Raw genomic sequence first — 12,443 nt, forward strand, 5'->3', positions numbered from 1 at the left:
TCACCCGGCTCGCGGCCCTCGGCGCCGAGCAGCTCGCCGCGCCCGCCGCCGACCCCGCCGCCGCGGCGGCCACCCTCCGCGAGGCCCTCTCGCTCTGGCGCGGCCCCGCCCTCGCCGACCTCCCCGAGCCCGCCCGCACCTCCCTCGCCGCCGCCACCGAGGCCCGCCGCACCCGCGCCGCGCGCGACCGCGTCGAGGCGGACCTGCACAGCGGCGCCACCGCACCGGCCGCACTCCTGCCGGAGATCGAGGCGCTGATCCACGAGCATCCGTACGACGAAGAACTGCGCGCCCAGCAGCTGCGCGCACTCCGCGCCGCCGGACGCCCCGCCGACGCGCTCGCCGCGTACGAGCGCACTCGACGCGACCTCGCCGAAGGCCTCGGCACCGACCCCGGCCCGCGGCTCCGCGCCCTGCACGCGGAGCTGCTCCAGGCCCCACCGCCCCCGCCCCCGCAGCCCCGCGGCAACCTCCGCCCCCGCCTGACCTCCTTCGTCGGCCGCGAGCCCGAACTCGCCGCGCTCGCCGGCGACCTCGCCCGCTTCCGGCTCGTCACCCTCACCGGCCCCGGCGGCTCCGGAAAGACCCGGCTCGCCGAGCACGCCGCCGCCGACCAGCCGGATTCCGGCTGGCTCGTCGAACTCGCCCGGCTCGACCACCCCGCCGCCGTACCCGGCGCCGTCCTCAGCGCCCTCGGCCTGCGCGAGAGCAGCCTCGTCGCCCGCGAGAAGGCCACCACCGCCGACCCCACCGACCTCCTCGTCGAGCACTGCGCGCACCGCAGCCTGCTCCTCGTCCTCGACAACTGCGAGCACGTCATCGGCGCCGCCGCCGAACTCGCCGAACGCCTCCTCACCCACTGCCCCGGCGTCCGCATCCTCGCCACCAGCCGCGAACCCCTCGGCGTGCCGGGCGAGTTCCTGCGTCCCCTCGAACCCCTGCCGCCCGCCCCCGCGCACCGGCTCTTCGCCGAGCGCGCCGCCGCCGCCCGCCCCGGCTTCACCCCCGCCGACGATCCCGCCGCCGTCGCCGAGATCTGCGCCCGCCTCGACGGCCTGCCGCTGGCCATCGAACTGGCCGCCGCGCGGCTGCGGCTGCTCACCCCGCGCCAGATCGCCGACCGGCTCGACGACCGCTTCCGCCTCCTCACCGGCGGAGCCCGCACCCTGCTGCCCCGCCAGCAGACCCTGCGCGCGGTCGTCGACTGGTCCTGGGACCTCCTCGACGCCTCCGAACGGGCGGTCCTCGCCCGCCTGTCGGTCTTCGCCGGCGGCTGCGACCTGGCCGCCGCCGAAGCCGTCTGCGCCGAGCCGGGCGACGACGACGGCGACGACGACGGCGACGGAAACGGCGACGGAAACGGCGACGGAAACGGCGACGGCCACGGCACCCTCGACGTCGCCGACGTCCTCGGCTCACTCGTCGACAAGTCCCTCGTCCTCGCCGAACCCGACGAGGACGAGACCGCGCCCGGCATGCGCTACCGCATGCTGGAGACCATCCACGAGTACGCCGCCGAGCGCGCCGCCGCCGACCCGGCCGCCCTGCGCGCCACCGCCCAACGCCACGCCGCGCACTACCTCGCCTTCGCCGAGCACGCCGAACCCCTGATCCGCTCCGCGGTCCAGCTCCCCTGGATCCGGCGCGTCGAGACCGAGCTCGACAACCTCCGCTCCGCGCTCGACACCACCCTCGACACCACCCTCGACACCGCCACCCCGCAGGCCCCGGACGCCACGGAGGCCGCCCAGCGCATCGCGCTCTCCCTGGGCTGGTTCTGGTGGCTGCGCGACTACCGCGTCGAGGGCGTCGAATGGATCGGCCGGATCCTCGACCGCACCCCCGAGGATCCGCCCGAGAGCTCGCCCGCGTACTGGAACTGCATGCGCCTGCGGATCCTCCACATGTTCCTGCTGGCCGAGAGCAACCGGGGCGACCACTTCCACACCCCCGAGTACCGTGCCCTCGCCACCCGCATGCGGGAGGCCTTCCGCCGGGAGTCGCCCGAGTCCACCCGCTTCCCGGGGATGCTCTGGCCCGCGCTGGGCTTCCTCACCGGCCAGACCCCCGACTTCCTGTCCGACCTCGACCGGGGCGTCGCCAACGCGCGTCGCCATGCCGGGGACTGGGAACTCGGCGTCATCCTCATGCTCCGCGCGCACACCGCCATCGACACGACCGGCGGCCTGCCCACCGTGGACGCCGACCTCGCCGAGCTCCGCCGGATCGCCTCCCGGGTCGGCGACCGCTGGACCCGCGCCCAAGTCGCCAGTGCCGCCGGGGAACTGGCCCTCTCGCGCGGCCGGTTCGACGACGCCCGCGCCGAGTACGAGGAGTGCCTGCGCCTGGCCCGCGAGGTCGGTGCCCACACCGAGGCCCCCTTCGCCATCGCCCGCATCGCGGAAGCCGCCTACAGCGGCGGCGACCTCGACGGCGCCGAGCGCCTCCTGGCCGAGGCCGAGCAGGAGGCCGAACGGCAGGGCGGCGTGTACGACGTCGCCGCCTTCGCCCGGCTCCTCGCCGCGATGTTCGCCCTCCAGCGCGGCGACACCGCCCGGGCCCGCGCCGAATGGCAGGGCGCCCGCACCGCGGCGGACGGCCTCACGGGACCCCCGCAGTTCGCGGCCGGGCTGGACACCGTCGAGGCCGTCCTCCTCGCCCGCGAACAGGGCCCGGAAGCCGGCCTCGCCACGGCCGCCCGGGGCCTCGCCGACGCGGTCGAGGCCCGTTGCGCGGAGCGGTTCCTGGCCGCCCTCGCCGAGACCGCCGCCCTGCTGCTGGCGGACACCGACCGTCCGGCCGAGAGCGTACGGGTCCTCGCGGCGGCCACCGCCTGGCGCGCGGGCCACCCCCGTACGGTCCCCGAGGAGGCCGCCCTGGAGGGCCTCCCGGCCCGCATCCGCGCCCTGCTCGGGGCGGCCGGTCAGGCCGCAGCGGAAGCGGAGGGCGGGACCCTCAGCCCCGCCGATGTGGCCGCCCTGCTCGCCGCCCCCACCGCGCTCAGCGGCAGCTGATCACCGAGTCCGCCCAGCTCGCCAGCGTCGGCAGGCGCTCCTGCCCGGCCTGCTCCACCACCAGCCGCAGCGTCTCGTGCCCGGCCAGGGACACCTGGACGTCCGCCGGGGCGTCGCCGTAACCGAGCGCCCCCGAACGCCACAGCCGCTGCCCGTCGCCGTAGACGGAGAACCGCAGCTTCCCGTCGGTCGGCAGCGACAGGCCGTCCACCCCGGCGCGCGCCGAGAAGCCGGTGCACTGCCGGTTGAGGGCGATCTCCACCGAGGAGCGGGAGTTCACCGTGACGCCCTGCCCGAACCGCCGGCCGCCCACCTCCAGCCCCCACCGCTGCCACACCCAGCTGCTGCGCCAGGTCTCCACCTCCGGCCCGGTGTGCTGCCCGAACGCGGAGTGCCCGAGCCGCGCCAGCTGGAATTCCCGGGCCGCCGGGGGCTTCGGCGAAGGCTTGACGGGTGACGGCGTGGGCGTCGGGGTCCGAGACGGCTTCGGCTCCGGCGCGGGCGAGGCCGACGGCGGCTTCGACGCCGGGGCCGGGGCCGGGGCCGAGGGCGTCGGCGGCCCCGACACGGGAGCCGAAGGTTCCGGAGAGCGCCGCTGCGGTACGGGTCCCGGCGCGGCCGGCGACGGAGCCCCCGGCGCACCGCTCTCCGGAGCCGCGGACGCGGGCGGCTTCGGCACGGCCGGAGCCACCACCCCGGGTGCGGGCTTCGCCGCGGCCTGYGGCTCGGGCTCGTCCCCGGCGAGGGCGAACACCACCCCGGCCGCCGCAGCGACCGCCAACCCGGCGGCCATGGCGGCTTTGGCGGGCAGTCCGAGCCCCTCGGCGACAGCGGCACCCCCGGTCCCCGCCCCGGCACCCCCGGTGCCTCCGGCCGCCCCTGCCCCGGCCGTACCCGCGGCACCGGCCCCCGCGGAGGAACCGCCCGCGGCGGCGGCAGCGGCTCCCGCCCCACCGGCCGCGACGGCCCCACCCGCCACGACCCCGGCCGCCTTGGCGGCGTACCCGGCGGCGAACCACCCGATGACCGCGACCGGCAGCAGCGCGGGAATCCCCGTGTTGACGTCCTTCAGCTCCCCGGCGGCGAGCCGGCACTTCGCACACTCCTCCAAGTGCTTGCGCAGCCCCCGCTCCGCCCGCATCCGCAACCCGCCCCGGGCATAGGCTCCCAGCCGGTCCGCGTACCGCGCGCAGTCGCCGCCCTCGCTGAGCGCGGAACTCACGTGCGCCTGGAGGTAGGCCTGCTTGAGGCCCTCCCGGGCCCGGCTGGCCAGCACCGCCGTCGCGTTGGCGCTCAGCCCGAACAGCGGGGCGATCGCACTCGGCGAGGCCTCCTCGACCGTGGTGTGCCACAACACGGCCTGCCACCGCTCGGGCAGGCTCCGGAAGGCCTGCATGGCGAGCGACCGCTCGGCCTCGTGCATCGCCCGGACGTCCGCGCCCAGTTCCAGGCCGTCCCCACCGGACAGCCCGCCCAGCCCGCCGGTGCCCTCGGTACCGGCCGCGGCCTGCTCCGCGAACAGTGCGAAGTCCTCGACCAGCTGCTCCCGCCGGGCGGTCTTCCCCCAGGCCGCGGCGACCCGCCGCACGGTGGTGAGCAGGTACGCCCGCACCGACTGGTCCGGCCCGGCACCACCCCGCACCGCCTGGAGCGTCCGCGCGAACACCTCGGCGGTCAGGTCGTCGGCGGTGTGCCCGTCCCGGCAACAGGTGCGTGCGTAGCGGCGTACGGCCTCGGAGTGCCGGCGGAACAGCTCCTCGTACGCGCCGTCGTCACCGCCGCGCATCCGGGCGATCAAGTCGGCGTCGGACGGCGGCAGATCGGCGCCACCCGGCCGCGGAGCGGCGTGCCGTCCACCGGGTTCGCGCTGGGCCGGCACCTGCCGCGGGGGCAGGCTCCCCGGCCCGGCCTCCCCGCCGGAACCCCCGGGGGACTCGTCCCGCCCGTCAACGCTCATCGAGGAAGCCCCCGCACGACACACTCAGCCCGGTACACCGATCCAGCGTGTCACACGGCGCCGGTGCCCCGGATGACTCTGCGCGGCATCCACCCGTCCGGGCACGTTCCGGCGACTCGATGACACCACCGAAACGGTCCTCACCCGTTCGAGCGACTGCCGCCCCGCGGGTGCCCGTTGACGAACCGACCGGAAGCAACGCGCCCGCCCGCCGGGCCCGGCCCTCCCCGAAAGCCCCCGAACCACCGCGCCCCGAGCCGTCCCCGGACCACTCCGCCGGGGCCCGCCGTCACCCACCCCGCCACACCCCGCCACACCCCGGCGGAACCGAGGACCGGCAGAACCCGACGGCACTCCCGCACGGCACTCCTGTACGGCGCCCCCGCATGGGAGCCCCCGCAGGAGCCCCCGCACGGCACCGCCCGGGCAGTCCTCCCGGCCGGTCCGTGCAGGCGGCCCTGCCCTCCCGGACGGGACCACCGGCACGGTTCACACCGGCTCAGACCACCGGCGCGGCTCGCAACGACTCAGGCCACCCCGGGCACGGCTCAGGTCACCGGCACGGCTCACACCGTCCGGGACCGCAGCCCTTCGAGCAGGATGTCCAGCAGCCGGGCCGAAGCCGCGGCCTGATGTGCCGGGTCCGGCAGCGCGGGAGCGGCGGTCGCTATCACCAGCAGCACATCGGCCACCGTGACGTCGGCCCGCAGCTCGCCGGCCTCCCGGGCCCGGTCCACGAGCCGCCCGACGACCTCCAGCAGCGCACCCGCCCCGGAGTCCTCCGCCGGCTCGTCCTCGACGGAGCTCCGCGAGCCCACGACCCGCAGGTCCGGCACCCCGCCCGCGACGGCCTGCCGCTGCTGCGGCACACGCGCCGCGGCGGCGTCCTCCTCGGACCCGTCCTCATCGGCCGCACCGACGCGCAGGACCTGCGGCGGCAGCAGCCGGCCCGCGCCCGAGGCGACGGAGGTCCGCAGGAAGCGCGACAGCGCCTGCCAGGGCTCCTCCTCCTGGCCGAGGGCGGACTTGGCCTGCTCCGTCAGCCGGGCGGTCTCCTCCTCGGCTATCCGCCGGACCAGGACGTCCTTGCTCGGGAACCGCCGGTAGACGGTGCCGACGCCGACCCGCGCGCGCCGCGCCACGTCTTCCATCGGAGCGCCGTAGCCGAGCTCGCCGAACACCTCGCGGGCGGCCCGCAGGACGTGTTCGAGGTTGCGCTGGGCGTCGACGCGCAGGGGCGTGGAACGGCCCACTCCGTGGGTCGTGGCGCCCGCCATCACGCGGCCGCCGCTCTCCGCGGACAGCGCGGTGACAGAGCCATGGAAATCGGAAATATGCATATGTATCCCCCGGTAATCATTTGTCTCCCCCCGGAGACACTCCCCGCCTTCGTGTCGAGGGGGGCCACGGTCATGGGGCCCTGGTCCTACTCCTCGACGAGATACGAACATAGTTGAGCCAGAGTCAATTCAGAAGAGGCAGCCCCGGACGGAGCACCGCCCGATCGGAGCATTCATCCCCACTTTTCCGTCGCAAGTCTCCGGAATCAACCATTCCGTAGCCCCTGACCTGCGAACATTTCCCCCTGTCCGACTCCCGCGGCAGACCCGTCCCGCCACCCTCACCGGTCACACAATGTGCCGGGCCTGTGGACAAACTCCCGGCCACGTTGCGTCATGGGATGGTGAAGGCTGCTAACTCCCGGGGCGACGCACCCGGCACCCCGCCCCCCGCGCGCATCCTCGTGGTCGGAGGCGGATACGTCGGCATGTACACGGCGCTCGGCCTCCAGCGGAAGCTGAGATCCGGCGAAGCCGAGATCACGGTGGTCACACCCGAGCCCTACATGACCTACCAGCCCTTCCTCCCCGAGGCCGCCGCGGGCTCGATCTCCCCCCGCCACGTCGTCGTCCCCCTGCGCCGCGTCCTCGACCGCTGCCGCATCGTCATCGGCGAGGCCCGCCGCATCGACCACGCCAAACGGACCGCCACCGTCACCACCCTCGCCACCGCCGAGGAGGGCACCGGCGACATCGAGATCGAATACGACGAACTCGTCCTCGCCCCCGGCTCCGTCTCCCGCACGCTCCCCATCCCCGGCCTCGCCGACTACGGCATCGGCTTCAAGACCGTGGAAGAGGCCATCGGCCTGCGCAACCACGTCATCGAGCAGATGGACATCGCCTCCTCCACCCGCGACCCCGAGATCCGCTCCGCCGCCCTCACCTTCGTCTTCGTGGGCGGCGGATACGCCGGCGTCGAGGCACTCGGCGAACTGGAGGACATGGCCCGCTACGCGGCCCGGTACTACCACAACGTCAAACCCGAGGACATGAAATGGGTGCTGGTCGAGGCCAGCGACCGGATCCTCCCCGAGGTCGGCCCCGAAATGGGCACCTACACCGTCCGCGAACTGCGCCGCCGCAACATCGACGTACGCCTGGAGACCCGCCTCGACTCCTGCGAGAACCGCGTCGCCGTCCTCAGCGACGGCTCCCGCTTCCCCACCCGCACCATCGTCTGGACCGCGGGCGTCAAACCCCACCCCGTCCTCGCCGCCACCGACCTCCCCAAGAACGACCGCGGCCGCCTCGCCTGCACCGCCTTCCTCACCGTCGAAGGCGTCGAACACGCCTGGGCCGCCGGCGACGCGGCAGCCGTCCCCGACATCACCGCCGCCGAATCCGGCGCCACCTGCGCCCCCAACGCCCAGCACGCCGTCCGCCAGGCCAAACAGCTCGCCGACAACCTCGTCGCCGCCCTGCGCGACGAAGTCCTCACCGAGTACGCCCACAAGTACGTCGGCTCCGTCGCCTCCCTCGGCCTCCACAAGGGCGTCGCCCACGTCTACGGCCGCAAGCTCAAGGGCTACCCCGCCTGGTTCATGCACCGCGCCTACCACCTCAGCCGCGTCCCCACCTTCAACCGCAAGATGCGCGTCCTCGCCGAATGGACCCTCTCGGGCCTCTTCAAGCGGGAGATCGTTTCCCTCGGCTCCCTCGAACACCCCAGGGCAGAATTCGAACTCGCCGCGGGCGGACACCGTCCGCACCTCCCGCCGCCCCCCACCCCCGACCCCCCGCAGGACAGCCAGGGCTGACGTTGTCAGTGCGGTCGGCCACACTGGACGTGTGACCATAGGTGGGCTCACGCCTGCACAGAGTGACCTCCGTCCAGAGACCGACCACGAGCGACACAGCGACCACTTGCGACACCAAGAGGCTTGAACGCAGTGAACTTCACGCGCTGGAGCGCCCGGTTTCCCGGAACGCAGCGCCGCGCCGCCGCCCGGAACGAGCACGCCGCAGCCCAGGCCAAACGGGGTGAAGGCTCCGTCCCGGCAGCCCGCGGCGCGGCCGCCCACCCCGCCCCGCCCCCCGACGGCAGCCCGGCCGACCCCACCGTCCGCGGCACCGGCACGGCACCGCTCCCCGCCGTCCCGGCCCTCGACGAGCTCTCCGTACAGGAGGTCCTGGGCCTGCTCCCGGCCCTCGTGGCCCTCGTCCACGGCCCCGAGCACCGCGTCGCCTACCTCAACGACGCCTACACCGCCGGCTTCGGCCCCCGCACCACCGGCGCCCCGGCCCACGAGGCCCTGCCCGAACTCGGCGACCTCGGCCTGCTCCCGCTCCTCGACCAGGTCCAACGCAGCGGCAAGCCCCGTACGGCCAAGAACCGCACCGCCCCCGGCGGCGGCAGCTCCTACACCGTCACCTGCACCCCCGTGGAGTTCCCCAAGGCCGCCACCGACGGCGAACCCGACCCCCACCACAGCGGGATCCTGGTCCACCTCGCCGACGTCACCGACCACGCCGAGGCCGTCGACCGCCTCCGCGCCAGCGAACGCCGCCAGCGCGAGGCCGCCGTCACCCTCCAGCGCTCCCTGCTCCCCCAGGAACTGGAGCAGCCCGACGACCTCCGCGTCGCCGCCACCTACCAGCCCGGCGGCACCGAAGCGGCCGTCGGCGGCGACTGGTACGACGTCATCACCCTCGGCGCCGGCCGCACCGCCCTCGTCATCGGCGACGTCATGGGCCGCGGCGTGCGCGCCGCGGCCGTCATGGGCCAGCTCCGCACGGCGGTCCGCGCGTACGCCCGCCTCGACCTCCCGCCCCACGAGGTCCTGCAACTCCTCGACGGCCTCGCCGCCGAGATCGACGCCAGCCAGATCGCCACCTGCGTCTACGCCGTCCACGACCCCAACGAAGGCCTCCTCGCCTACGCCTCCGCCGGCCACCTCCCCATCCTCGTCCGCGACGAGGACGGCACCGTCCGCCGCGCCGCCGACCCCACCGGCCCCCCGCTCGGCACCGGCGGCTGGCTCCACAGCTCGGGCACCATCGCGCTGGGCCCCGGCTCCACCGCCGTCCTCTACACCGACGGCCTGGTCGAACGCCGCGGCGAGGACATCGACGAAGGCGTCGCCGCCCTCGAACGCGCCCTCTCCGGCGCCCAGGGCACCCCGGCGATCATCTGCGACCGCCTGATGCGCGCCCTCGGCGTGGACGCGGACCACGACGACGACGTCGCCGTCATGGTCCTCCAGCAGCCCGCCCGCACCGGCGCCGACGCCGAGCTCTTCCACAACGCGGCCCTCGAACTCCTCGGCGGAGTCGAAGCCGCCCCCCGCGCCCGCGCCTTCGCCCAGGGCGTCCTCGCCTCCTGGCGGTTCCCGGCCGAGCTCTGCGACCTCGGCGTCCTCGCCGCGAGCGAGCTCGTCGCGAACTCCCTCCAGCACGGCACCCCGCCCATGCGCCTGCGCCTGCGCCGCACCGACCGACGCCTGATCATCGAGGTCACCGACGGGGACGACCACCTCCCGCGCCGCCGCCGCGCCGAACCGGCCGACGAGACCGGCCGCGGCATCTCGATCATCGCCACCATCGCCTCGTCCTGGGGCACCCGCCGCACCCCGGGCGGCGGCAAGGCCGTCTGGTGCGAGTTCGCCCTCCCCGACAAGTAGCCGCACACGGCGAAGGCCCCGGTCCAAAGGACCGGGGCCTTCCCCATGTCTCCCCACGCACCCGCATACGTACGACTACACGTGCGCGGGCTCCGAAGCGACGACGGTCGCGGGTGCCGCGCCCACCGCCGGCCCGCCCTGCGCCACGACCCGCGACAGCGACGGGTTGTCCTGCACCGGGCTCAGCTGCCTGCCCAGCCGCAGCGCCAGCCAGGCGATGCCCAGCGAGACCGCCACGAACACCCCGATGTAGAGCATCGGGATCCCGGCTCCCAGCGGCACGCCCAGCGGCCCGAGCGCCAGCGCCATCTGCTTCACCAGCGCGAAGGCGGAGTTGTACTGCCCGACCGAACCCTCCGGAGCCAGATCGGCCACCAGCGGCGCCAGCGTCGGCGACAGCATCGCCTCGCCGATCCCGAAGAGGGCGTACGTCGTCACGAACGCGCCCGCGGCCATGACCGCGCTGCCGTGCCCCAGCCCCGAGAACCCGGCGATCACCCAGGCGGCCGTCCAGATCAGCCCGACCAGCGCGATGACCCGCGTCCGACGCCGCTTCTCCACCAGCCGCAGCACCACGAACTGCGCCACGACGATCGCACCGGTGTTGGCGGCGAGCGCGAACCCGAGGGTGGACGGGGTGATTCCCGCGGCCTCGGTCCCGAAGGCGGCCAGACCCGACTCGAACTGTCCGTAGCAGGCGAAGAACAGCACGAAGCCCAGCACGCACAGCTGCACCATCGCCTTGTGCTGCAGCAGCCGCTTCCAGCCGCCGCCCGCCTGGGCCCCGTCCTTCTTCGGCATGGCGTCCTTGAGGCCCGCCACCTGGGGCATCCGCACGGTGGCGATCACCGCGGCCAGCACCAGGAACATCACGGCCTCGATGCCGAAGAGCAGCGTGAAGCTGCCGGGCCGGCTCTCGTCGACGATCTGACCGCCGACGAGACCGCCGATGCCCAGACCCAGGTTCTGCATGAAGAACTGCATGGCGAAGGCCCGCGTCCGGGTGGACGGCGTCGAGCACCACACGATCATCGTGGCCAGCGCCGGCTGCATCACGGCCTGCCCGGCACCCAGCGCCAGCGCCGACAGCAGGATCGGCACGATCCCCGTGGACAGCCCGAGCGACAGCGCGCCCACCGAGGCGGCCACGGCCGCACCCATGACCACGGGCACCGGACCACGTCGGTCGATGACCCGGCCGGTGAAGGGCAGCGCGACGAGAGCACCCAGGGCGAACGCCACGAACGCGCTCGTGGCGGCCATGGAGCCCAGACCTCGCACCTGCGCCACGTAGATGTAGAGGAACGGAACCGTGAAGCCGATGCCGAACGCGGTCAGCGCGTTCCCGGCCTGGATCCGCCGCATCGCAGCGCCCATCACCCTGGTCACTTCTCACCCGCCTTGATAACTGAAGCCTGAAGACTTCATACCTAAAGTTCGACCCTTAACTCTACACATCGAAGGAGTTAGACGCCAACGACCTCGTGCGATACTTCGACCCATGGGTGACACCCCCGACGGCGCCACGCCCGTCCACGAGCCGAGCCTCGACGAGCAGATCGCCGTCTACCAGCGCGAATTCCAGGACCTCGACCCCCAGGTCGAGAAGGTCGTCTCGGCCCTGAGCCGCCTGAACCGCCGCATGAACGTCGCGTACGGGCGCCAGACCGCGGCCCTGGGCATCAGCAACGCGGAGTGGGAGGTCCTCAAGGCCCTCGTCATCTCCGGGGCGCCCTACCGGATGGGCCCGAGCGAACTCGCGAAGCAGCTGGGCCTCACGCCGGCGGCGATGACCCACCGGATCGACCGCATGACGTCGGAGGGGCTGGTGACCCGCGAGCGGGACGAGTCCAACCGCGTCCGGGTGATCGTGGAGCTGACGGACGAGGGCCGCAGCAAGTGGCTCGACGCGATGCGCGCGGCCACGGTCTTCGAGGAGGACCTGCTCCAGGACCTGTCGACGGCGGAACGCGGAGTCCTGGGCGACATGCTCACCCGGCTCCTGGACCGCGTCGAAGACCTCCAGTCCCGGGCCTGATCGCCCGAGTTGACACCGCCCTCGCTGATCCGTAAGGTTCTTCGAGTTGTCCCAGAGCCGGAAGGTTCTGGCGTCAACGAATCCCGCCGCCTCGTTGCGGCACCCAACTCAGCACGATCTCCCACTGGGAACGAATTCGGCGTGCCCGAATTCATTTCCGAAGGCCCGATTATCGGTTGCCGGGGAAATCCGCTAGAGTTCAGGAGTCGGAAGGGCCCAACAGCCCGGAAGACAAACCCCGCTGACTGGGGGTCAGGCCCGAAAGGATCTGATAGAGTCGGAAACGCAAGAACACAGAACGAAAGCCCGGAGGAAAGCCCGMGAGGGTGAGTACAAAGGAAGCGTCCGTTCCTTGAGAACTCAACAGCGTGCCAAAAATCAACGCCAGAAGTTGATACCCCGTCCACTTCGGTGGATGAGGTTCCTTTGAAAAAGACCTGTGAGGTCGCCTTCGGGTGATGCTTGCAGGCA

7 protein-coding genes are annotated in these 12,443 nt (G+C 73.7%); 4 read left to right on the forward strand and 3 right to left on the reverse strand.

Annotation, left to right across the window (positions count from 1 at the left end):
- Positions 1-3,014: ATP-binding protein (locus tag AB4039_RS39150; RefSeq protein WP_442273005.1), on the forward strand; the 3,014-nt coding region annotated here is incomplete at its 5' end.
- Here AB4039_RS39150 and AB4039_RS39155 read toward each other — a convergent pair.
- Entirely contained in the window at positions 3,001-4,971 is a 1,971-nt protein-coding gene (locus AB4039_RS39155) for a sigma-70 family RNA polymerase sigma factor (RefSeq protein WP_442273006.1), read from the reverse strand. The genes AB4039_RS39150 and AB4039_RS39155 overlap by 14 nt on opposite strands.
- A gap of 566 nt (positions 4,972-5,537) precedes the next feature.
- A complete protein-coding gene (locus AB4039_RS39160) occupies positions 5,538-6,311 on the reverse strand; it encodes a TetR/AcrR family transcriptional regulator (protein ID WP_442273007.1) in 774 nt (257 codons plus the stop codon).
- A gap of 341 nt (positions 6,312-6,652) precedes the next feature.
- Here AB4039_RS39160 and AB4039_RS39165 point away from each other — a divergent pair, with 341 nt between their 5' ends.
- Positions 6,653-8,071, forward strand: a complete 1,419-nt coding sequence (locus tag AB4039_RS39165; RefSeq protein ID WP_442273008.1) for an NAD(P)/FAD-dependent oxidoreductase — start codon at positions 6,653-6,655, stop codon at positions 8,069-8,071.
- A 132-nt stretch (positions 8,072-8,203) separates the two neighbouring features.
- Positions 8,204-9,934: an ATP-binding SpoIIE family protein phosphatase gene (locus AB4039_RS39170; RefSeq protein WP_266841777.1), complete on the forward strand. Its 1,731-nt coding sequence runs from the start codon at positions 8,204-8,206 to the stop codon at positions 9,932-9,934.
- Positions 9,935-10,009: 75 nt separating this feature from the next.
- Here the strand turns inward: AB4039_RS39170 and AB4039_RS39175 are convergent, their stop codons facing one another.
- Entirely contained in the window at positions 10,010-11,311 is a 1,302-nt protein-coding gene (locus AB4039_RS39175) for an MFS transporter (RefSeq protein ID WP_266841778.1), read from the reverse strand.
- A gap of 124 nt (positions 11,312-11,435) precedes the next feature.
- On the opposite strand from AB4039_RS39175, the gene AB4039_RS39180 reads away from it, so the two are divergent.
- The gene (locus tag AB4039_RS39180; protein ID WP_266840575.1) at positions 11,436-11,972 is read left to right on the forward strand and encodes a MarR family winged helix-turn-helix transcriptional regulator; all 537 of its coding nucleotides are present in this window, start codon (positions 11,436-11,438) and stop codon (positions 11,970-11,972) included.
- Positions 11,973-12,443 lie beyond the last annotated feature (471 nt).

The organism is Streptomyces sp. M-16, from assembly GCF_052114405.1.
GTDB lineage: Bacteria > Actinomycetota > Actinomycetes > Streptomycetales > Streptomycetaceae > Streptomyces.

What these genes read in the sequence shown, in the direction of transcription:
- AB4039_RS39160 (WP_442273007.1), bottom strand. Translation starts at nt 6,311, where the DNA reads ATGCATATTTCCGATTTCCATGGCTCTGTCACCGCGCTGTCCGCGGAG.
- AB4039_RS39175 (WP_266841778.1), bottom strand. Translation starts at nt 11,311, where the DNA reads ATGGGCGCTGCGATGCGGCGGATCCAGGCCGGGAACGCGCTGACCGCG.
- AB4039_RS39165 (WP_442273008.1), top strand. Translation starts at nt 6,653, where the DNA reads ATGGTGAAGGCTGCTAACTCCCGGGGCGACGCACCCGGCACCCCGCCC.
- AB4039_RS39180 (WP_266840575.1), top strand. Translation starts at nt 11,436, where the DNA reads ATGGGTGACACCCCCGACGGCGCCACGCCCGTCCACGAGCCGAGCCTC.